Here is a 21,373-nt window from a genome sequence, read left to right on the forward strand (position 1 = left end):
ATCACGAGAGACGCCGAGGACCACCGAGGAGTTCAACTGAACCGGGCGTTCCGTCGCGGGGGAAGTGTGGGTCGCCGGTCTGGCCCGGAGGTGCGACAGCCGGCGCCGAAGGGATGACCCCCGTCCATCCCTCGGCGCCGGCCTCCGGCGCGCGGTCAGCGCCAGGTCTGGTTGCGGTTGTGGGTGCAGGCCATCATGCGCAGCCCGTACTCGCTGTCGTCGAGGCACAGGCCGGTGGCCTGGTTCTCGAAACTCACCTGGTCGCCCCGCGCGTACACCCACCAGCTCTGCTGCTTGGAGGAGTCGCAGGCCGTGGTGTACGGGTGGCTCCCGGCTCCCACCCCGCCGTACATGCAGCGACCGGTCGAAACGTTGCGGAACTGGCGGGTGCCGTCCTCCTGCCAGATGCGTACGTTCCAGTTCTGGAAGTCGCTGTTGTTGCAGCCGAACCCCCGGAAGCCGTACGGGAAGCTGTCGTCGAGGCAGCCGCCGGTAGCCATGTTGCCGAAGTGCTCGACCGCCGCCGGTGAGACGGCGCTCGACGGGGCGACAGCGCTCGCCGCGGCGACCCGGCTGATCTCGGACGATGGCTCGTCCGCGCTTGCGACGCCGACCACTGCCGTGCTCAGGCACGCGGCGGAGGCGAGGGCGACGGCCGTCTGGCGCAGCCGCCGTCCGGACATCAGGTGCTGGACGTTCACGATGTTCCCTTTCAGTGGTGCGGTTGCCGGTCCGTACTCCCCGGTCACGGGTATTCGCAGTACACGGGGCCGGAGTTGGTCTCGACCGGCACGCCGGGCACCGGGCCGTCGTTGGAGCCGCCGCTGACGTACACGGCGCTCACCCAGCCCAGCCACCCGCCCGGCGTGACGATCTCGACCCAGTAGTGGTTGTAATAGGGGCCGTCGGAGACGCGCCCGTCCCACCGCTGGCAGAACGCCTGCACGTTCACGTTGGTGAGCCGCTCCTGCGAGGCCAGTCCGCAGGAGGTGTTCGAACACTCACGTACACGTACCTGACTGGCCCAGATGTGGACGGTTGACGTCTTGATGTCGGCCTGCGCGGGAGCCGCCATCAGGCCCAGCGCGGCGGTCAGGCCGAGCAGGGTGGCGCACAGCGCCCGCAAGGAGAACATTCGGGTCATGGACTTCGAGGACACAGCGGGTGCCCCTCTCGGTTTCGGTGGACGGTGGTGACTCGTCATCCGGGAGACGGTGTCCACGGACCCCTCGTATGAGCGGCCGCGCCACCGTTCTTCGGTCTCAGCGGCAGTCGGAGTCGGTGGACAGGCCGGGTACCGGCTGATCGTTGTCGCCGCCGCGCACGTACACCGCGCTGATCCAGCCGATCGGGCCGCCGGCGTTCACCTGTACCCACCAGTTGTTCCGATAGGGCCCGTCCACCACCTCAGTGCTCTGCCGCTGGCAGTACGCCGTCACCCACCGCTTGCCGATCTGCGCGTGACCGATCGGCGGGCAGCTCGCCGAGGTACCCGCGCATTCCCGTACGTTCACGCCGGTCGCCCACACGTACACCTGGGCGTCCGACGGGGACGCCTGGGCCGAGGTGGGAAGCATGAGGGGAAGCGCGGCGGCCGTCGCGACGGCGCCGGCCGGGATCGCGCGCCGCAGAGAACGCGCCGCCGCGCGCAGGGTGTTCGTCATCGTCATCTCCTCGCTCGGTGACTTGTCGTCACAGAGCGGACGTGGCGCGTTCCCGGTCCGTATGAGTGCCCCTCGCGGGCGGGCACGGCAAGGGCAGGCAACAGGGGCAAGGGAGGGCAAGGGAGAGCGAGTTACGTGCGGCGCGCTTCCGTCCGCTCCAGCACTCGGGGGTATGAGCCACGATCCTGATCTGCGGAGCGCTCGAAACCGGACAATTACCTGCGGCGTGCGACACCCGCACCCGTCGTGCGGATATCGTTGTCGGGCCTTGTGCGGGATCGATGCTTGCCGGGGAACGATGATCGAAGTGCGCCTGCTCGGGCCGGTCGAGGTGTGGGACGACGGGAAGCGAAATCTGTCTCTTGGCGGATCGAGACCCGTGGCGTTGCTGTCCGCGCTCGTCGTGCATCTGGGCGAAGTCCTCTCCACCGCAAAGCTGGTGGACCTCGTGTGGGAGGAACGCGCCCCGGCGACCGCCGGCGCGCTGGTCGCCTCGCACGTCGCCGCCGCCCGTCGCGCCCTGGTGCCGGCCGGAGCCGCCATCGCGATCCGCACCCGGGCCCCCGGCTATCTCGCCGATCTGGACCCAGAACAGGTCGACGCGCGCCGGTTCGAACGGCTGCTGTCGGCCGGCCGGCGCGCCGAAGCCGCAGGACGCGACACCGAGGCCCTGGACCTGCTCACCGAAGCCCTCGCCCTGTGGCGCGGGCAGGACGCCCTGGAAGGCGTCACCCAGTCCTTCGCCCGGATCGAGGCGGCCAGACTGAAGGAGCTGCGGCTCGACGGGCAGGAGCACATCTACGCCCTGCGGCTGAAAATGGGCCACGACAGTGAGATCGTCGCCCCGCTCATGTCTCACGTCGCCGCCCATCCGTTGCGCGAACGACCGCGCGCCCAACTGATGACCGCCCTGCTCCGGATCGGCCGGGCGCCCGACGCGCTGCGGGTCTTCCAGGAGGGCCGCGACATACTCCGCGCCGACCTCGGGCTCGACCCGGGACCCGAACTGCACGCACTCCACCTCGCCGTGCTCCACAACGACCCCGCGCTCGCCGCAGGCTACCTCGGTACGGCGAACACACCCGCGTCCGGCCCGGCCTCCGGCCGTGTGTCCACCCCCGCGCCCGGTCGTGCGCCCGCCGACTCCGCGGCCCCCGAGCCCACTGGTCCGGACGTCCCTGTGCCCGAGGCGCCGACGGATCCCGCGGCCTCGGCCGGTCCGACCCGCCCCGGCGCGTCCGAGACCGGGGACCGGACGGACCGCCCGCCCTCCCATCTCCCGCCGGACGTCGCCGACTTCGTGGGCCGGACCCACCAGGTCACCTGGCTCGGCACGCTACTCGGCCAGGCGCGCGATCCCGCCAGGACCGCCCCACCCATCGCGGTCATCTCCGGCCGCCCCGGCATGGGAAAGACCGCGCTCGCCGTCCATGCCGCCCACCTCGCGGCGCCCCTCTTCCCCGACGGGCGTCTCTTCCTCGACCTGCGCGCCTCCGACACCACCCCGCTGAGCACCGTCGACGCGCTCACCAGGCTGCTGCGAGCACTCGGTGTCGACCCCGAGCCCGTTGCCGGCGCCGAAGACCTGATCGGTCTCTACCGAACCCAACTCGCGGACCGGCGCATCCTGTTGGTCCTGGACAACGCTCCCAACGAGGCCGGGCTGCGGCCCCTGGTGCCGCCCGGTCCCGGCTCGGCCGTGCTGGTCACCAGCCGGCGACGGCTGACCGCGCTGGAGGGCGCGGTCCGCCTCGTCCTGTCCGTACCCGGCCAGGACGAGGCACTGCACCTGCTGACCACGGTCGCCGGCCACTCCGGCTCGCGCCCCGAGCCGGACGGCCTCGCCGAGATCGTCAGCCTGTGCGGCCAACTCCCGCTCGCCCTGCGGATCGCCGGCGCCCGGCTGGCCGCCCGGCCGCACTGGCGGCCCCGGCAGCTGGCCGGACGCCTGCGGGACGAACGCCGCCGCCTCAACGAACTGCGCGTCGGTGACCTGGAGTTGAGAGCCAGCCTCGAACTGGGTTACGCGGAACTGGACCCGCCCGAGCGCCGGGCGCTGCGCCGCCTCGCGCTGATGGACCTGCCCGACTTCGCCGCCTGGATCGCCGCGCCGCTCCTCGACATCGGCACCGAGGAGGCGGAGGAGGCCGTCGAACGGCTCGTCGACTGCCACCTCATCGACGTGCTCGGCGTCGACGGCACCGGCGAGAACCGGTATCGCATCCACGACCTCGTGCGGGAACACGCCCGCGAGCGCTGCCTGGCCGAGGAGAGCTCCACCGAACGAGCGGACGCCGTGCGGCGACTGGTCGCCTGCTGGCTCACGCTGGCCGACCGCGCGGCCGTCCGGGGACCTGGCGGGGTCTCCTGGCTGCTGCCGAAGCCCGACCCGGAGTGCCGCCTCGGCCCCGAGGTCCAGGACCGGCTCCTGACCCGGCCCGCCGCCTGGTTCGCCGCCGAACAGAGCTGTCTGGTCGCGGCTGTTCACCACTGTGCCGCTCAGGGCATGACGCGTGCCGCGCGCACCCTGGCGGGCGCTCTGATCGCCAGTTCCGCCGCCGTATACAACCAGTTCGACCTCTGGGCGCAGTCCCACACCGTCGCCCTGGACGCCGTGCGCCGTGAGGGGGACGGCGAGGGCGAGGCATGGCTCCTCGTCGGCCTCGGTCAACTCCGTTACGAACAGGACAGGTTCGAGGAGGCGTACGCCTGCCTGGAACGCGCCCGGCGCCTGTTCGGCGAGCGGACGCCAACCACGGACGACGCCGAGGGACTGGCGGGGGACATGGCGCGCGACGCCCTGCGGGGGAGTGCCACCGCCCTGGTCGGCATCGGTACCATCCGCCGGGAACAGGCCCGGTTCGCGGAGGCGACCGAAGCGCTCACCGCCGCCCTGGAGCGGTACGACACGCTCGGAGACGATGCGGGCCTGGCCCGCACCCTGTACGGGATCGGCTACGTCCACCTCGAGCAGGGGCGCGGCGATCGGGCCCGCGAGGCGCTGGCCCGGGCCCTGGGGCTGTTCCGGCGGGCCGGCGACCACCAGGGCGAGGCTCTGACCCTGCGCGCGATCGCCCTGTGCGACCGAGCGCTCGGCGCGCTGGGGGACGCCGCGGGGCTGCTCACCGAGGCGCTGGGCATTTTCACCTCACTCGGCGACTCCTACGGCCTCATGTATACCGAACAGGCCCTGGCGAAGGTCGAGTTGCGTCAGGGGCTGCTGGACCGGGCGGACGCGCGGCTCGAGCGGTGTCTGGCGGTGGCGCGGGAGCGGGAGGACCGCTTCGGCGAGGCACTGGTGCTGCGCACCCGGGGCGAGTGGCACCTGGCAGGCGGCCACCCGGACCGCGCGCAGGCACCGTTGCGGGACGCGCTCGCCCTCTGGGAACGTCTCGCCCTGCCACTGTGGCGCGCCCGCACCCTGCGCGATCTGGCCGAGGTGCACGAGGCACACGGTGACCTCATGGCCGCCGAGGAGGGCCGCCGCCAGGCCCAAGCGGCCTTCCGGGCCCTCGGCAGCAGGGAGGCGTGGGAAAAACGCGGCTGAACGCTGCCGGGACGGGGTTTTGCGCGGAGCGCTGCCCGGTCGGTCAGGAGCAACACTGATCTGTTCACCGGAGCCGATTCGCGTCGGGGCAGCGGACGGGTGCTGTGCTTGCAGAGCACCAGCAGAGGTTTTGCAGAGGTGCCCGGGACCATCGACGCGTGACCGACATCATCACTCTCTCCGATCCGCGCGTGGCGGCCGTCCCGCTGGAGGACTGCGCGGAACCGCTCGTCGACATCCGGGGCGTACCCGAGCTGCTGCTCGACGGCCGGCAGGCCGACGGCCTCGGCGCCTACGCCCGGATCCGGTCCGGTGTCCTCGACCGGCTCCTTCGGGCACAGCGAGCGCTCCCTTCGGGAACGCGCCTCCTGGTGGTCGAGGGATACCGGCCGCCGGAGCTGCAACGCGTCTACTTCGAACGGTATGCGGGGGCCTTGCGGGCCGCGCACCCCGAGGCGTCTCCGGGTCGGATCCGAGAACTGGCCAGCGCCTACATCTCGCCGCCGGAGGTCGCCCCGCACGTCAGCGGCGGCGGGATCGACCTGACGCTGTGCACCGAGGACGGCACCGAACTGGCCCTGGGCACCGAGGTCAACGCCTCCCCGGAGGAGAGCGACAACGCGTGCCGTACGGACGCGCCGAACATCGACGCCACCGCCCGTGCCCACCGCGAGGTCATGCGGCGGGCGCTGACATCCGCCGGATTCGTCAACTACCCCACGGAATGGTGGCACTGGTCCTACGGCGACCGGTACTGGGCGCTGCTGTCCGGGCAGCCGGCCGCCCACTACGGCCCCGTGGAACTGCCGGACGGGCCCCGGCCCACCGCCGCACCGGCCTGACCCTGACCCGGCCGACTGAAGCCCGCATCCACCTGACCAGTGAAACCGCGGGTACGAGGGGGAAACATCCGATGAGCCGCATCGAACCCTGCCGCAGCGCCACCGACCGCCCGCCCGACGGCATGAACTCGGCCGAGTTCGACGCCGTCTTCACCGAGGTCATGCCCCGGCTGCGCCGACGGCTCCTGGCCCTGACCGGAAATCCGCACGACGCCGACGACTTGCTCCAGGACACCTACCTGCGGCTCTCCCGCCGCGCAAGGAAACGCACCCTCGCCCCCCAACAGCATCCGTACGCCTACGCCTCCGCGACCGCGCTCAACCTGCTGCGTGACTCCTGGCAGCGTCCCTCCCGCCGGGAGACGGTCACCGACCGGCTGCCCGAGGGCGGCTGGGACGGGGGCGTCGAGCGCTGCGAGGCGCGCCGCACGGCGCTTGCGCTGCTCGCCCTGCTGACGCCGAAGGAGGCCGCCGCCGTGATCCTCGTGGATCTGGAGGGGCTGAGTCACGACGTGGCGGGGGAGCGGCTGGGCGCACACCGGGGGACGGTGCAGCGCAACCGGATGCGGGGCCTCGCCAAGATGAGGGCCGCGCTGTGCGAGACCCGGCCCCGCTGACGACGGCAAATGGAGAAGGAGAGGGCGGGGCACCGGGTCCCGCCCCCCCCACCATCCGTACGCCGTCTCAGCACGTCGCGTCGGCCGGCAGCCCCGCGTACTCGTTCCCCTTGAGGTAGACCGCGCTGGCCCAGCCCTCGGTGAAACCGATCCACACGTCGTTGGTGTAGCCGTGGTCCCGGACGGTCTCACCATGTGACCAGCAGAGGGCGTCCGAACGGGTCTCCCCGGCGCGGATCTTGTCGAAGGCGCGGGAGGAAGTGTTGGGCGCGCTGCGGATGTTGACGGTCTCGTACGCCGTGACGCTGTAGGGGCCGGGTGTGCGTCCGCTCCGCCCGGCCGCCGGCGCGCCACCGGCCGTCTGGGCTCCGGCCGTCGGCGCGGTGGACAGCAGGACGGCCGTGGCGGTGACGGCGAGGACGACAGGTGTGGCGAGGGAACGGCGCGAGGACGGAAAGAGGGGCACGGAGATCTCCTGACGTGGAGGGCGGCAGGCACAGCCACGGACGCGACGAACGCGCGGGCGCGGCCGGCCGACGGTGCAGGACGGATCGGGTGGGGCAAAGGTGTCGGGGTCGGGCCAAGATGGTCGACGCCGAGTTCGGCGGGGTCACCAGGGGGACGGCGGCAGGGCGGAGGGCGTATGAGCACCGCATTCACGAGTGTGCGTGACGCAGGTCACTCCCGCGAAGGCATATCGGCGTCCGCCCGGCGCGGTCCACGGGTTGACAGCCCGTCAACGGAGGATGTGCACCGTGAACACCACCCTCAGGACGCGCCGCGTCGCCGGCCACTCGCTGGCCGCCGTCGCCGCCCTCGCCCTCGCCGCCGTTCTGCCCGCGACGGCGCACGCCGCGTCCGCCGCCCCCGCTTCCCCCCAGGCCACCTGTGATGTGCTCGCCCCGGGCGCCTCGGCCACCGCGGAGGCCGCCGTCCGCGCCGCGTGCGGCCAGATCGGCCTCTGGTACAGCTGGGGCGGCGGACATGGTGCCACGCCGGGCGCGAGTTACGGCTACTACGACGGCTCCGACCCCGACAGCCTCCACGACAACGAGCGCAAGGGCTTCGACTGCTCCGGCCTCACCCGGTACGCCTACGCCCAGGCGACCGGCCGCGACCTGCTCAACGGCACAGCCGACGACCAGTTCCACACGTCGCACGCGACGGCCAGATTCTCCGCGGCCCAGGGATCGGCGCCTCTCCTCCCCGGAGACCTGATGTTCTGGGGCAGCGGTCACATCCACCATGTCGCCGTCTACATCGGCGCAGGGCAGATGGTGGAGGCGTACGAATCGGGCACCCACATCCGGGTGGCGCCGGTGCGTACCGGTGGCGATTACGCCGGCGCCGTCCGAATCGACGGCTCCGGCACGGTGCCGCCCCCGCCGGCCAACGGAGGCACCACCTTCGAGACCTGGGGCACCCGAGTGCGCACCCACTCCTCGCCCGGCGTCAACGCGTCCGTCGTGGACACGTTCCCCGGCCCCACCCAGGTGTCGGTGATGTGCCAACAACACGCCGAGGTGGTCACCGCCGACGGCTACACCAATGACATCTGGTCCAAGCTGTCCGACGGCTCCTGGCTGACGAACATCTACATCAAGGGCCCGGCGTCGCTGCCCGGCATCCCGGACTGCGGCGGCAGCTCCACCCCGCCGCCGAGCGGCGGCAGCACGGCGTTCCAGTCCTGGGGCACCGGGGTGCGCACCCATTCCGAAGCCAACGTGAACGCCGCCGTCGTGGACTACTTCCCGAAGCCCACCACCGTCAACGTGGCCTGCCAGGCGCACGCCCAGACGGTGACCGCCGACGGCTACACCAACGATGCCTGGTCCCGGCTCACCGACGGTTCGTGGCTGACGAACATCTACATCAAGGGTCCGGCGTGGCTGCCCGGAGTGCCCACCTGCTGAGCCCGGACGGTTCATGGCTGTGGGCCCCGCGCCGGTGTTGCGGCGGGGGCCCACAGTTCCTGAAGGGGCTGGGGTGGTTACCAGCGATACCAGCGGCCACTGCCGCCCTTGGGACGGGCGACGAAGCCGACGAGCCAGACAACGAGCACGATGATCGCGATCCACCACAGCGCCTTGAGTGCGAAACCCGCGCCGAACAGGATCAGAGCCAGCAGGAGAACGAGAAGCAGGGGAACCATAGTTATCAACCTCCGAGCCACCGAATGCCCTGCCGTGGCACGGCTACACCGGGCCCGTGCAACTGTTTACAAGTGCTTCGGCCGGGAACCCGTCCTCCTTTTCCGCACCTCACATGTCCCTGGATGACGAGCTCTGTCGAAAGGAGCGGACACTCGGCGCGGCTGTGGTCCGCCGTCAGGCCGCCGCCCTGAAGACGTACGCCGTCATCGGGGCGGTGACAGGGCCCGGGCCCAGACGGGCCGTCATTTCCTCGATGACGGTGGCGTGGACGGCTTGTTCGTCCCCGCACTGCTCGACGGCCACACGCACGGGTGTCCCGGTGAGGTACCCGGTGGCGAGATCGGCGATCGAGGAGGCCCGGCCCTGAAGCGTCAGCTCTTCTTCGTGCTCGACCGTGAACCCGGCGGCCGCGAGGTCCGCGGCCACAACAGCGGGGTCGGCGCAGCCGTGCGGAACCGTCGGGATGAAGCGCGGCGGCCCGGCCGGAAAGGCCCGCTCCAGCCCGGCCTGGAGGGCGACTTCGAAGGCATGGGTATGGAACGGGCCCCACGTGTTGAACAGGAACTGGCCACCCGGGACCAGCACCCGGCGGACCTCGGCGAACGCTGCTACGCGGTCGGGAAAGAACATCACGCCGAACTGGCAGACCACCAGATCGAAGCTTCCGCCCGGGAACGGCAACCGCTGTGCGTCGGCCTGCCGCCACACAGCGCCCGGCGCCCGGACCGATCCGAGTGCGACCATGGCGTCGTTGAGGTCGGTGGCGGTGACCTCGGCCGAGGGAGCCGCTGCGAGCAGGTCCGACGTCAACGCCCCTGTCCCCGCGGCCAGTTCGAGGATCCGCTCGGGATGAAGTGCCGCCGCGCGAGAGGTCAGGTCCTCCGCGAAGGGCCGGAAGACCACCGGCACGAGGTACTGGTCATAGGCCGCCGACATGGAAGTGGTCCACTGCCGGCCGGCGTCGTTTCCCGTCACCCGCACGACGGTAACGCCGCCTCGGCACCCCTCATCTCCGCCGCGCCGCCACGCCGGTCGAACGCGCGACCACGCAGCCGGTGCCCTTCGGCTCGCGTCGACGTGGTCGGGTCGAGGACATCACGGCTCAGCGGTCCTTGAGCAGCGCGCAGGCGAAGTCCTCCTCGACCGTGCGGAGCCGGGCGAGCAGTGCGGGCTTGTTGCTCTTGCTCGTCTGGGTGTTGATGGAGAACGTGAGGGAACGGGTGCCGTCCGGGGTGGTGGCGGCGAGCTGGGTGTAACCGGGGAAATTGCCTGTGTGGCCGTACAGGACGCCGCAACGGGTGGTGTACTGGAAGATCGCCAGGCCCGCCGCGTTGGTGCCGGGGCCCGCCGGTTCCGAGGAGTCGCCCGGGCGGAAGGTGAGTTGTTCCTTGCGGGTCTGCTCCGACAGCAGGGCGGGGCCCCCGTACGCGCGGATGAAGACGCCCAGTTCCTTCGGAGTGGCGACGATGCCGCCGGAGGCCCACACACCGGAGGCGCTGATGGCCTCGCTGACGTCCTCCGCGTGGGCGGGCGGAGTGATGTCGTAACCGTGCAGATACGGGCGGGGGAGCCGGTAGCCCAGGGGCAGACTGGTCTGCCGCAGGCCGAGGGGACGGTAGACGAGATCCTTGAGAAGGTCTTCGTAACGACGGCCTGTGGCTGCCTCGGCCATGAGGGCGACCGCGATGTTGTCGGAGTTGGAGTACTCGTACAGGGAGCCCGGGCGGAACCGCAGTGGCTGGTCCGCGACGAAGTCGAGCAGGTCGCGCGGGTCGAAGAGGTGGTGGGGGTCGGACTGGAGGATGTTCAGGAACTCGGGGTCGGCCGAGAAGTCGGGCAGGCCGCTGGTGTGCTGGAGGAGCTGGCGCAGGGTCACCGCGTGCCAGTCGGCGGGCTGGTCGGGCAGCCGATCGCCGATGGTGTCGTCGAGGGAGAGAAGCTTCTCGTCGACGAGCCGCAGTGCGACGGCCCCGCTGTACGCCTTGGAGATGCTGGCGATGCGCATGTGGTCGTCCGGGCTCGGCGGCCGTCCCGTTCCGGTGTCCCCGACGCCGGCGCTGTACACCTCGGCCCTGCCGCGCTTGGTGAGCACGGCGATGGCCCCGGGCGGGCCGTCGTCCTGCGCGACGAGCCGTTCGAGTCCCTGCTGGAGGCGGTTGCCGTGGCCCGGGTGCCCTCCTGGGGCGTCCGGACCCGCGTTCGCCGCCTGCGCGGGTGAGAGGAGCGTGCCGAGCGCGGCGGCGGTGACGGCGGCGGACAGGCCGGTACGGAAACGGCGTACGCGGATGGACACGGGTGTCTCCCGATGTGGGGCGGAGTAGGCCGGCGGCCGCTTCGGGCCCGCCGGTACGGCCTGCTTAGCAGCCGGGCGCCTGTCCCCGGCACGCGGCGCACGTGGCTGGTCCGGTCAGCCGATACGTGAATCCCCCGCTCCGGGCGTGTCGCAGGGCAACCGGCAACGGCTGTCGACGGCGGGCCGGAGGTGGGCCCTGAGGGCCGGCGAGCCGGAGTGCCTGGTTGGCCGTCGGGAACGGGACGTGGGAGCCACGGCGGCTGGGAGGAGGAGGCATGGGCAGGGGCAGGCAGGGGCCAGGTGCCGGGGGGAGCGCCACGACTGCTCGCGGCCGCAGAGATTCGCCCGATCATGTGGCGTGTCGCATGTGCCTTCTGCAAGGCAATTCCGATGCCAATTTCCGGGACGGGTCACGCTCATCCTGGTCGCCACCGCGTGCATCATGAAATCTGTACGCTTATGGAATCCGTACGCTGAGGGCCAACATTCCCTGATGCACGCAGCCGGGTTTTCACGGTGTGCGCGTGCCGCACCCTCGGGGGAGCGGCCGGTACGCCCTTGACCTCAAGTCCAGTTGAGTTCCTATGGTCGATCTCGTCGAACCGATTCAAGCAACGACAGGAATCCAAGCCATGGAGTATTCACACGGTGACACCGACCTGATCAAGCAGCCCATCGGCTACTGGAGTTGGGCGGCTTACAAGGCCGTCGTCAGCCGCACCAGGACCGCCCTCGCCGGGATCGGAATCACCCAGCCGCAGTGGTGGGCCCTCGCCCAGGTGGCAAGGGCCGGCACCGCCAAGACCCGTGATGAGGTGTGCCGTCTCCTTGGGGGCTATCTCGACACCGGGTCGGAAACCATGGAGTCGGAGATCGACACGATCATCGCCCGGGGCTGGATCACTGAGGACGCCGGGGGGCGACTGGGCATCACGGTTGGGGGCAGAGCCTTCTACAAGAAGGCCGCGGCCCTTCAGGACGAGCTCTGGGAGGAACGGCATGCGGGTGTCTCCGACGAGGAGTACCGGACCACCCTCAAGGTGTTGCAGCGGTTCATCCGTAACACGGGCGGGGAAGCTTGGCACCATTAGTGGTGCGGCGCCGGTTCGCATGGTGAGTATGCGCGGGCGGTCCGGGCGCGGTGGTCGCCGGGCATATGGATGGTGTTTGCGGCGGTGCTGTCTCAGATCGACTGAGAATGGGCCGCGTCTGTGCGCAGGCCCCGACCATTCAGCGTCCTGCCGAGCTTGCCGGTAGCGCGTGAGGGCGGGGCAGGCGGTTCTCAGGAAATCCTGGAGCGGTCCGTTACCGGCCCGGCCCGCTCTGGCTCGCTCCTCTGTCTCCCTCCCTCACCACGGTGCGCGTCCGCCGCCCGGGAGCCGGCCGCCGAAGTCCTGGAACGCAGGCGTGCGTCGGTTGCCCAGGTGATCAGCGCACAGGTTGCCAATCCGGCCCCGAGGAGGCTGGAGGCGGCCCAGCCGTGGGAGGTGAAGACGGAGGTGGCGGCGGCCGCGCCGAAGGCGGAACCGAGGGAGTAGAAGACCATGTAGCCACCGATGGCGGTGCCGACGCGCTCCGGATGGGCGGTGGTGAGTAGGTGCTGATTGCTCACGTGCACGACCTGGACGGCGAAGTCGAGCACCACGATGCCGATGACGAGCAGCCACAGGGACCAGGACAACTGCACGGTCGCGGCCCAGGAGACGATGAGCAGGGCCAGCGCGAGTCCGCTGATCGGGACCGCCCGTCCTGCGTCCGCCCACCGCCCCGCACGTGCCGCGCCCAGTGCGCCGGCGAGTCCGACGATGCCGAACAGGCCGATCCGGCTTTCGCTCAGATGCCACGGCGTGTCCTCCAGGGGCAGGGAAAGGCCGCTCCACAACGTGCCGAACGACGCGAACAGGAAGAACGCGATGAGACCGCGCATCAGGAAGGGGCGTTGCTTGAACAGTGCACCGAACGACACCAGGGCCTGTCGGTAGTCCGCGGTTCGGCGCGGGCCGTCGTCGGACGGCAGCGCGCGCAGGAGAAGGGCTGCGAGAGCGAGTGCGAGCACACCGAGCGTGGCGTACATGCTTCGCCAGCCCCACACTTGCGCGAGCACGCCAGTGACGAACCGCGCGCCCAGGATGCCCACCACGACGCCGGAGGTCACGACACCGATGGTGCGTCCGCGCTCGGCCGGAGGCGAGACCGAGGCGGCGTAGGCCACCGTGGTCTGCACCACGACGGCGAACATCCCGGCCAGCGCGAGCCCGGCGAAGGCCGCCCAGGCGGCTGAAGCCGCAGCCGTCAGGAACAGTCCTGCCGCAGTGATGATCATGTGCGTCGCGATGAGCCGACGCCTGTTGGCGACCACGTCGCCGAGCGGCACCAGCAGGACCAGACCGGCAAGGTAGCCGAACTGGCCCATCGACACGATCCACCCGGCGCGGTGTGCCGAGATCCCGAGGCTGGCCGCCATGGGCGCCAGCACTGTCTGCGCGGCATAGATGCTCGCCACCGCGACACCGCACACGGTCGCGAGAAGTAACCGTCGCCGGGCGTCCATCGCACTCCTCAGGGGATGAGTAGCAAAGTGAAACTAATTTGACCGTAGGGCATGATGGTCTCGATCTGCAACTCTTCGGAGGTGTCATGCCGAGCCCCGCAACGGACAGTCCGAGCCCTGCCTGGACCGATCGCGACTGCCCGGTTGCCCGCGCGCTGGATCTCGTCGGCGATCGCTGGAGCCTCCTGGTCGTCCGGGACGCGATGGACGGGGCGCGGTCCTTCACCGAATTCCAGCGACGGACCGGTATCGCCCGCAACATCCTCACTGACCGTCTGCGCAAGCTCACCGACCACGGGGTGCTGACTCAGCAGACCGCGCCCTCGGGCCGCCGCCTGCAGTACGTCCTCACCGACGCCGGTCGCGACCTCTTCCCCGTGCTCCTCACCCTGCGCCAATGGGGCGAGCGCCACGCCTTCGAACCCGGCGAGCCCCACTCGACGCTCGTCGACCAACACGGCGCCCGCGTACCGGGCATCAAGCCGATCGGCGCGGACGGTGCCCGCATCGACGCCGACACCACGCACGTGCGGAAGACCAGCGGCGGCCGCCATGGCGGTGGTGCGGGTCTGGGAGTACGCGGTGGTGCGGGCCCTGGCGGGGCCGGCAACTCCCGGTGACCCGGTGGTGGTGAGAAGAGCGTCGGCGAAGGTGTCGCCCGTTGATTCCGGGAGCACCGCCACCCGGCACTGGCACTGCCCGACCTCAGGCGCCTACCGGCCATCAAGACAGTCGCCTGCGACACCTACGGCTCTCGTCGCCGGGGCCAACAGCATTTACGCATCCGCCGCGCGGCCACCCGTCGAGCCCCGGCAACCTCGATGCCCGCTAATTTCGTTGAATCCGGACTCAGGCATCGTGTTGGCTGGGAGCACCGAACTGTCCGTACCGCGAATGTCCACCGCAGATGTCCGCTCGGCCGTAGCAGGGGGTTCAACGTGCTGGATGCCATGGGCGACCCGGGTGCCCACAATCGGGCGGCCTGGGACAAGTACGTCCAGGAGGGCAATGAGTGGTCCAGACCCGTGAGCGCTGAGGACGTCGAGCGCGCCCGCGAGGGCGACTGGTCCATCGCTCTGATCGGGCGTCAGCCGGTCGACCGCTCCTGGTTGCCGACGCACCTGACCGGCAAGGACGTGTTGTGCCTGGCCTCCGGCGGCGGCCAGCAGGGCCCGATTCTCGCTGCCACAGGGGCGCGGGTCACCGTTTTCGACAACTCACCCGGCCAGCTCGGCCAGGACCGGATGGTGGCGGCACGCGACGGACTCGAACTGCGCACCGTCCTGGGTGACATGCGCGACCTCGGCGCCTTCGGTGACGCGACATTCGACGTCGTCTTCCATCCGGTCTCCAACCTCTTCGTGCCAGACCCGGCAGCGGTGTGGCGTGAGTGCTTCCGCGTCCTGCGACCTGGCGGAACTCTGCTCGCGGGGTTCCTCAACCCTGATGTGTACGTGTTCGACCACGAGGCACTCGATGAGCGCGGCGAGTTGATCGTGGTGCACAAGCTGCCTTACAGCGACGTCACGCAGTACTCCGCCGAGGAACGCGCCGTGAAATTCGGCGCGGATGCCGCGCTCGAATACAGCCACACCCTCACCGACCAGATCGCCGGGCAGTTCGCCGCCGGGTTCGTCCTCACCGGCTTCGCGGAGGCGCCGCACCAATCCAATGCCTCCGCGCCATACATGTCGCACTATTTCGCGACGCTCGCCGTCAAACCGGCCTGACTGAACGCCGATCCGCCAGTCAACGTCCCTACCCCTGGCCCACGGTTCGCGGCCTGCTTGCTCAGTTCCCCGCAGGACCGGTAACAGGAGCGGTCGGCACCATCGGTTCAATGGTGGGGAGGCGCTGCGACGTGAGGCGGCGCGCCTGGTCCTGCTCGACCGCGTGCCGCTCCGCCCGGAGGCCGAGAACGAAGACGTGCACACGGTGGACCCGCGGGACGCCGTCGCAGTGGAATCCGCCCTCCCGGGAGCCGACCGCGCGCTCCATCTCGGCGGGATGCCCGATGAGGCGCCTCTCCCGGACCTGCTCGAAGCCAATGTGTTGGCACACACCATGTCCTGGAGGCGACGTGGCGCTTGAGCATCGAGCGGGCGGCGCCGGCGAGCAGCAACCGTGTGACCGGCTTCTATCCCCCGGACATCTCACCGGCCCGACGGAGCCCGCACGCCCTGACGGCCTCTACGGGGTGAGCGAGGTGGTCGTTGAGGCCCTGGTGCAGTTGTACGCCGACAAGTGCGGTCAGTCAGTCGGTGATGGTTCGCGTCCGCGGCTCGGCATCGCCCGCCTTCCCCACGCCATGCTCGGCATCCCTCACCTGCACCACCTCACCGTCGCTGGACAGATCGGCGGGCCCAACAGCGCTCAGCCGCACTGGAGCGGTCCGGGGATCATTTACCGGACAGCCCTTCTAGGAAGAGGCTCATGTACAGCGCCGTCTCGCCCTCGGACTCGGTGGCGCTGTAGAGGGACGTGTCCAGGCCGCAGAAGGTGAACCCCATCCGCTGGTAGGCGCGGATGGCCGGAGCGTTGATGTTCGTCACTTCCAGCCACACGTGCCCGGCACCGCATTCCCGTGCCCAGCCAATGGCGTGGCTCATCAGCGTGCGCCCGATTCCCCGGCCCTGGTACGGCCCGGTCACCTCGATATCGGCAATGATGAGCCGGCGATTCCAGGGCTCATACTCCGTGTCGACATAGCCGCAGACGCGTTCGCCATCCAGCGCGACAAACCGGCGCTCGGCCTGCGACGTCTCACCGGCCACGGTCTCGTTGTCGGGGAAGACCTTGTGAACTGGCGGGTCCAGCCGGGCGGCTCGGATGGTGAACCCGTCCTCGGAGCCGACCACTTCGAAGACCGTGTCCGAGCTGAACTCCCCTTTGATGAAAGCGGACTTGTCCCTCTCGCTCCCTGCCACGCGATAGACGATCGTCTCCGTCGCCTCACGTTCGGTTGCCCTACGGTCAGGTGAGATCATTTCCTCACCGTATCTGCCCGGTGCACCACGCAGGCCGAGCGCAGCCCGCCCAGCCGGACCGCTGGCAACAGTCCTGGCTCCGCAGACAAAGACGCTCCGCCGAACGCAACCGGCGGAGAACACCGACCCGGCTTGCAACCTCACCCGCGAGATGGCGCGCTGATGGAGCACGCATCCAGATGTGCACGGATCAACGTGTCAAGTCGCCGCCATGCCGGGGACGAGGCGTTGACCGTGCCCTGGATGAGCGCGGGGACCTCAGAGTCCGCATCCAGGGTGGGTACTTCGCCGGATCCGTAACGTTCGTGGGTCGCGGTGACGATCCTCTGGGCGAGGTCGTCGATGCGCGGATCGTCGCTCTCGAGGTCGTACGCGCCGTCGTAATCAAGGAAGAGCTGCCGCAGTGCCGGATCGGCCAGAATCGTGGCCTGGTCGTGGAACAGTGCGAGCGCTCGGTCCGGGCAGGTGGCGAATACGAGGATCCACAGGTCACGTTGCAGGTCCACCCATCGAGAGGTGAATCCCCAGCCGTTCAGGTGCTCCAGATGGGCACCGACCTCGGCGGGCAACGCTGCCAGGCGCCCTGCGGCAAGGTCATGCAGGCGATGTTGTGTCATCTGAAGAGCCCGGATCCTGGCGGTGAGGACGTCGTTGATCTCGCACAGCGCCTGCTGGAACTCCGCGTCCTCCGCTGATCTCAGGTCCCGGATACGGGCCAGGGGGACGCCGGCTTCGGCGAGCGTCCGGATCTTGATCAGGTCGATGGCGTCGTTCGCGCCGTACCGCCGGTAGCCAGATGGATCGCGGTCGGGCTCAGGGAGCAGCCCCTTGTCGTGGTAGACGCGAACCGTCTTGATCGACACTCCGACGTACCGTGCCAGCTGCCCGATGGTGATCACCGAGCCATCGTGCCACTTGACCTTTCCCCTGGGGCAGGGTCGCACCATGGCGACATGGCAAACACGAATATCGACCGGGAGACTCTGCGCGAGCTGGCCGACGACGGCAACGAGACCGCCCTGGACCAGCTGGCCGACCTTGCCGAAGCAACCGACGACGTCGAGGAGTTGAGTGAGCTGTTGGACGAGGGATCCACGCGCGCCGGGTTTCTGCTCACTCGACGCGCGGTCGCGGCCGGTGACCTGCGCGCGCTGCGACGGATCGCCGACGCCGGGTACGAGGAGGCGGGGGACGAACTGAACCGACTGTTGAAGACGACACGGGCCGACTGACCGCGCGCGAGGGATCGCTGACAGTATCCGGCCGCTTGAGCGCCACGGCATACGCACCACCCCCACCCTCGCTGTTCCCCAGCGGAACGCCGGTCGCGGTCAGCCACTCGGACAGCACGGGCGCTGTCCGTCCCGTCCCGGGCTGGGACGTTGCTGTCATGCCGCGGGGTACTCCGGCACGGGGGTGGGCAGGGCCGGAATGCGGCGCCGACGCCAGTAGGCGATGGCGAGGAGGCCCAGGAGCGGTCCCCACAACGGGAGCGGGGCGTAGGTGGCGAGGAACAGGCCGAGGCGCCAGCCATGCAGCGTAATGGTGGGGAAGTCATCCGGGAGCGGGTTGCCCTGCAACGTGGCCCCGGAAGCGACCTGGATGGCGAGTGTCGTCCACAGGACCGTGAGCATGATGGCGCCGGTCGCAGCGGGGATCATGGCGGCCGGAAGCGAGACCCGGCGTCCGCGCAGTACCGGAATCCAGCGGGGGAGGACCTCGCCCCACGCGGCGATGAGTCCGACCGCGGTGAACGCGAGGAGCTCGGAGAGGACCGACAGGAAAATCACGTACGTCGCGTTGGGAAGGCCCAGCGTAGTGTCCGGGCCGTGGCGACGGCCGTCGCCGGCCCCGCCGAATGCGACGGTCGCGATCCTCCAGATGCCGGACGGCAGGACGAGGAACGGGATGGCATGGGCGATGACGCGGGCCCAGCGGGGAACTCCCGCGACTGGCGCGTGAGCGGCCCGCCATCCGCCACGCCATCTGCTCCGCGGTGCGTTGTCAGCGGTGGTCATCTGTGCTCCTCAGGTCACGGTGGTGACGCCGGTCTTCGCGTATCAAAAATCGCATCCGAGGCAGGCGGCAGGCGTCGCTCCCGAGCACGAGCCACCTCCCCCGTCAGGGGGAGCTGGTTTCTGCCCCTCCTCAGGCGGAACTCGTGATCGGACGGAGCCAAGAGCCCTGCGCTTCCGCGCCCACCGGACGTTCAGTCAGCACCTGGGGAATGAGGTGATCGCACAGTGGCGGGCCGCGACACCGGGGCGGGTCCGCGGGATGCGGGGTGGACCACATGGCTCTCTTCACGAGAGACGGTTCTGGCTTACTTTCCGTGGAGTGGCTACGAAGAGTCAAAACTTCGGTACTAGGCGACGCCTGTCGGGGTGGGCACGAAGCTGAGGCGAGGTGAGTTCCAGGGCCCGGTTGTCGCGTCCGGCGCTCATGTGGTTGAGCCAGCGTTCGTACCAATCGAGGAAGTCGGTGGCGGAGGAAACGTTGGGGCCCCAGAACCCGTCGCTGTTGCCGATGAGGACGCGGCCGGTGAGGGGACCGGTCACCGCGATGACGCATACGTCGGTGCAGCCCATTTCGATGACGTGGAGGAAGAGGTCGCGTCCGTGAATCCCGGGTTCTGCGTCGTCGAATCCACGGGGTGTCCCCGGTTCTTCACGCGGGTTCATGACCAACAGGGAACACCGCTCCAACGGCATGAGGCCGTAGAACGGTGCCGCGCCTGAGCCGCCGATGTGCGTGAGGAAGTGCCGGTAGGCGTCCGGCAGGGCGATGTTGTGCTCGGCCTCGAACGCAGCGACGCGTGCTTCTGCCAGCTTCGGACCGAGGCGGAACTTGTGTTGTTCTTCTCCGAAGGAGTGGCTGCGCAGTGGTTGGAACGGGATCGCGGCCAGCTTGCGACGCAGGCGGGGTATGCGGGGATCCATGGTGCATCTTCTCTCGTCCCCGTCACCCTATGGGTGGCTATGGTCAGCTGGCCAGAAGAACCCTTTTCCTCAGGAGAGCGAAGCCGGGCCGCCGAACATCTGGCGTTTGAGCAACTTGATCCGGTTGACGTGGCCTTCGACGACGCCGGAGTTCCAGGGCAGTGTGGGGCCCGCGATGACGGCGTCGAGGTCGCGTTCCAGGTGCTGAGCAAAGTGCCGGAGGCTGGGCAGGTCGGCAGCGGAACAGGCCGCTTCGATCCAGGTCGGCAACTGGTCGCCCTGGAGACGAGCGACCATGTGGCCGAAGGAGCGCACGTGCTCGGCGAGTGCTGTCAGTTCGGGGCAGTTGGCCAAAACGGCCTTGAGTTGGATCCGGTCGCCTTCGAGCAGGGCGTCGGGGTGGGGGAGGATCCAGCGCGTGACGGCGCGTGCCGATGGCGGGCGGGGTCCGACCGGGTGGGGCTTGCCGCGCAGGTTCCGTCCAGATGTTCACGAGTTTCGGCAGCGGGCGTAAACCGTGCCTGTTCGATTGCGAGGATCTTGGGTCTCGGGGTTGAAGCTGCCGTTGCGGCAGCTCCTACCGTCATGACCAGGGCCGGAGACACCGGCCCGGCGACACACACGTGCAGGAGTCGTAATGGAGTGGCCGATTGCGGAAGTGGCCCGGATGTCGGGCGTTACCGCCCGGACCCTGCGCCACTACGACGAGACAGGCCTGCTGCCGCCGGCCCGGATCGGTGCCAATGGGCGCCGCTACTACGAGGAGGGCCAGCTCCTGCGGCTGCAACAGATCCTCGTGTTGCGGGCGCTGGGCGTCGGGCTGCCGGAGATCGGTCGGATCCTGTCTGAGCAGGTAGACGAGGTGGATGCCCTGCGGGGCCACCACCGGCGCCTCCTCGCGGAACGGGACCGGCTCGACGCACTGGCCGGCACCGTTTCCCGCACGATCGCCGAAATGGAGCAGTCCAGGAAGGACGGCAATCTCATGACCATCAACCGCCCGGAGAACCTCTTCGAGGGCGTGACGCCCTCCCAGTACGAGGAGAACATGCGCGAGTTCCCCGAACTCGCCGAAGCGGTCGGACGACGCGCCGCCGCGATGAGCCAGGCCGACGCCGACGCCGCACACCGTGAGCGCACCGCGCAGATGATCCGGCTGGCTGACCTCATGGCCGCAGGCCACCCGGCCGACTCCGACCCGGTCCAGGCCGAGATCGACGCCCAGTACCGGGCACTGAGCGAACTGCGCGCTGTCTCCGCCGAGGACTACCGGGCCATCGGACGCTCCGTCGTTGTCAACGAGACGTGGCGCGCCGCATACGAGGCCATCGTTCCCGGCCTGGCCGCGTACCAGCGCGACGCGATCCAGGCCTACGCCACCACCCGGCTGAACTGAGACACGGCGCGACCGCCATCGAAGGAGGACCGCGATGGCGGTCGCGCCGCGTCACGGTGGGCCAGCGATGTTCGATCCCGAGGACCGGCCGCGGTCGCCTCAACAGCCCAACTCGACGGCCGGCCGCCCCGCGCCCTCCTCGATTTCCCGCGTCCGCTGCGCCTCGTCGACGCTGCGCGAGGTCCGCGCCCGTGCGGGCGGCAGTCAGCAGCCGGTACGCGAGTCGGGCTGCGGGCGATGTGTGTGAGTACGTGCGCGCGGGTCCAGCCGGGCAGCAACGAGGGGCCCGCACGTCGTCGTCCGCCAGGACCGCCGCCGAGGCGTGCAACCGCCGCACGGACGTGCGCAGCAGGGGCAGCAGAGCGGTGGGCGCCACACTTCCGT

General features: G+C 69.9%; 21 protein-coding genes and 2 pseudogenes. 9 read left to right on the plus strand and 14 right to left on the minus strand.

Features of this window, described 5'->3' with window-relative positions; genetic code table 11:
• Positions 1–155: 155 nt before the first annotated feature.
• From ABR738_RS36760 to ABR738_RS36770, 3 genes are all read right to left on the minus strand, one after another.
• Positions 156–701, minus strand: a complete 546-nt coding sequence (locus ABR738_RS36760) for an RICIN domain-containing protein (RefSeq protein WP_350234340.1) — start codon at positions 699–701, stop codon at positions 156–158.
• A 44-nt stretch (positions 702–745) separates the two neighbouring features.
• Positions 746–1,144, minus strand: a complete 399-nt coding sequence (locus ABR738_RS36765; RefSeq protein ID WP_350234341.1) for a hypothetical protein — start codon at positions 1,142–1,144, stop codon at positions 746–748.
• 118 nt (positions 1,145–1,262) lie between these two features.
• Positions 1,263–1,664, minus strand: a complete 402-nt coding sequence (locus tag ABR738_RS36770) for an SH3 domain-containing protein (protein ID WP_350234342.1) — start codon at positions 1,662–1,664, stop codon at positions 1,263–1,265.
• Positions 1,665–1,962: 298 nt separating this feature from the next.
• On the opposite strand from ABR738_RS36770, the gene ABR738_RS36775 reads away from it, so the two are divergent.
• From ABR738_RS36775 to ABR738_RS36785, 3 genes are all read left to right on the plus strand, one after another.
• Positions 1,963–5,211: an AfsR/SARP family transcriptional regulator gene (locus tag ABR738_RS36775; RefSeq protein WP_350234343.1), complete on the plus strand. Its 3,249-nt coding sequence runs from the start codon at positions 1,963–1,965 to the stop codon at positions 5,209–5,211.
• Positions 5,212–5,369: 158 nt separating this feature from the next.
• Positions 5,370–6,053, plus strand: coding sequence for a M15 family metallopeptidase (locus ABR738_RS36780; protein WP_350234345.1), 684 nt, complete (start codon positions 5,370–5,372; stop codon positions 6,051–6,053).
• A 71-nt stretch (positions 6,054–6,124) separates the two neighbouring features.
• Positions 6,125–6,670, plus strand: coding sequence for an RNA polymerase sigma factor (locus ABR738_RS36785; protein ID WP_350234346.1), 546 nt, complete (start codon positions 6,125–6,127; stop codon positions 6,668–6,670).
• Between the two features lie 67 nt (positions 6,671–6,737).
• On the opposite strand, the gene ABR738_RS36790 is transcribed toward ABR738_RS36785, so the two are convergent.
• Positions 6,738–7,136 (minus strand): SH3 domain-containing protein, encoded by a 399-nt coding sequence (locus ABR738_RS36790; protein WP_350234347.1) that lies wholly within the window; start codon positions 7,134–7,136, stop codon positions 6,738–6,740.
• A 280-nt stretch (positions 7,137–7,416) separates the two neighbouring features.
• Between ABR738_RS36790 and ABR738_RS36795 the strand changes: the two genes are divergently transcribed.
• Positions 7,417–8,583 carry a C40 family peptidase gene (locus ABR738_RS36795; RefSeq protein ID WP_350234348.1) on the plus strand — a complete coding sequence of 389 codons (1,167 nt, stop codon included), beginning with the start codon at positions 7,417–7,419 and terminating at the stop codon, positions 8,581–8,583.
• A gap of 77 nt (positions 8,584–8,660) precedes the next feature.
• Here the strand turns inward: ABR738_RS36795 and ABR738_RS36800 are convergent, their stop codons facing one another.
• From ABR738_RS36800 to ABR738_RS36810, 3 genes are all read right to left on the minus strand, one after another.
• The gene (locus ABR738_RS36800; protein WP_100575597.1) at positions 8,661–8,822 is read right to left on the minus strand and encodes a hydrophobic protein; all 162 of its coding nucleotides are present in this window, start codon (positions 8,820–8,822) and stop codon (positions 8,661–8,663) included.
• A 175-nt stretch (positions 8,823–8,997) separates the two neighbouring features.
• Positions 8,998–9,759 carry a class I SAM-dependent methyltransferase gene (locus tag ABR738_RS36805; RefSeq protein WP_350234893.1) on the minus strand — a complete coding sequence of 254 codons (762 nt, stop codon included), beginning with the start codon at positions 9,757–9,759 and terminating at the stop codon, positions 8,998–9,000.
• Positions 9,760–9,925: 166 nt separating this feature from the next.
• Complete coding sequence (locus tag ABR738_RS36810; RefSeq protein WP_350234349.1) at positions 9,926–11,116, minus strand: serine hydrolase domain-containing protein; 1,191 nt, start codon at positions 11,114–11,116, stop codon at positions 9,926–9,928.
• Between the two features lie 632 nt (positions 11,117–11,748).
• Here ABR738_RS36810 and ABR738_RS36815 point away from each other — a divergent pair.
• Positions 11,749–12,207: a MarR family winged helix-turn-helix transcriptional regulator gene (locus tag ABR738_RS36815; protein WP_350234350.1), complete on the plus strand. Its 459-nt coding sequence runs from the start codon at positions 11,749–11,751 to the stop codon at positions 12,205–12,207.
• A gap of 191 nt (positions 12,208–12,398) precedes the next feature.
• Here ABR738_RS36815 and ABR738_RS36820 read toward each other — a convergent pair whose 3' ends face one another.
• Positions 12,399–13,667, minus strand: a complete 1,269-nt coding sequence (locus ABR738_RS36820; RefSeq protein ID WP_350234351.1) for an MFS transporter — start codon at positions 13,665–13,667, stop codon at positions 12,399–12,401.
• Positions 13,668–13,753: 86 nt separating this feature from the next.
• Here ABR738_RS36820 and ABR738_RS36825 point away from each other — a divergent pair.
• Positions 13,754–14,206 (plus strand): annotated as a pseudogene (locus tag ABR738_RS36825) (winged helix-turn-helix transcriptional regulator); the annotation flags it as partial.
• A gap of 411 nt (positions 14,207–14,617) precedes the next feature.
• Entirely contained in the window at positions 14,618–15,397 is a 780-nt protein-coding gene (locus tag ABR738_RS36830; protein WP_502964262.1) for a class I SAM-dependent methyltransferase, read from the plus strand.
• Positions 15,398–16,066: 669 nt separating this feature from the next.
• On the opposite strand, the gene ABR738_RS36835 is transcribed toward ABR738_RS36830, so the two are convergent.
• Both ABR738_RS36835 and ABR738_RS36840 read right to left on the minus strand, forming a co-directional pair.
• Complete coding sequence (locus tag ABR738_RS36835) at positions 16,067–16,654, minus strand: GNAT family N-acetyltransferase (RefSeq protein WP_350234355.1); 588 nt, start codon at positions 16,652–16,654, stop codon at positions 16,067–16,069.
• A gap of 140 nt (positions 16,655–16,794) precedes the next feature.
• Entirely contained in the window at positions 16,795–17,553 is a 759-nt protein-coding gene (locus ABR738_RS36840; RefSeq protein ID WP_350234356.1) for a MerR family transcriptional regulator, read from the minus strand.
• Between the two features lie 54 nt (positions 17,554–17,607).
• On the opposite strand from ABR738_RS36840, the gene ABR738_RS36845 reads away from it, so the two are divergent.
• Positions 17,608–17,886, plus strand: a complete 279-nt coding sequence (locus tag ABR738_RS36845) for a hypothetical protein (protein WP_350234357.1) — start codon at positions 17,608–17,610, stop codon at positions 17,884–17,886.
• 156 nt (positions 17,887–18,042) lie between these two features.
• Here the strand turns inward: ABR738_RS36845 and ABR738_RS36850 are convergent, their stop codons facing one another.
• The 3 genes from ABR738_RS36850 to ABR738_RS36860 form a co-directional block, all read right to left on the minus strand.
• Positions 18,043–18,672, minus strand: a complete 630-nt coding sequence (locus ABR738_RS36850; RefSeq protein WP_350234358.1) for a hypothetical protein — start codon at positions 18,670–18,672, stop codon at positions 18,043–18,045.
• Positions 18,673–19,005: 333 nt separating this feature from the next.
• Entirely contained in the window at positions 19,006–19,593 is a 588-nt protein-coding gene (locus tag ABR738_RS36855) for an SMI1/KNR4 family protein (RefSeq protein ID WP_350234359.1), read from the minus strand.
• A gap of 69 nt (positions 19,594–19,662) precedes the next feature.
• Positions 19,663–19,947 carry a hypothetical protein gene (locus ABR738_RS36860; RefSeq protein ID WP_350234360.1) on the minus strand — a complete coding sequence of 95 codons (285 nt, stop codon included), beginning with the start codon at positions 19,945–19,947 and terminating at the stop codon, positions 19,663–19,665.
• A gap of 283 nt (positions 19,948–20,230) precedes the next feature.
• Here ABR738_RS36860 and ABR738_RS36865 point away from each other — a divergent pair, with 283 nt between their 5' ends.
• Positions 20,231–20,989 (plus strand): MerR family transcriptional regulator, encoded by a 759-nt coding sequence (locus tag ABR738_RS36865; RefSeq protein WP_350234361.1) that lies wholly within the window; start codon positions 20,231–20,233, stop codon positions 20,987–20,989.
• Here ABR738_RS36865 and ABR738_RS36870 read toward each other — a convergent pair.
• Positions 20,965–21,273 (minus strand): annotated as a pseudogene (locus ABR738_RS36870) (maleylpyruvate isomerase N-terminal domain-containing protein); the annotation flags it as partial. The gene ABR738_RS36865 and the pseudogene ABR738_RS36870 overlap by 25 nt on opposite strands.
• Positions 21,274–21,373 lie beyond the last annotated feature (100 nt).

Origin of the sequence: Streptomyces sp. Edi4, assembly GCF_040253615.1 — a bacterium.
Classification (GTDB): Bacteria; Actinomycetota; Actinomycetes; order Streptomycetales; family Streptomycetaceae; genus Streptomyces.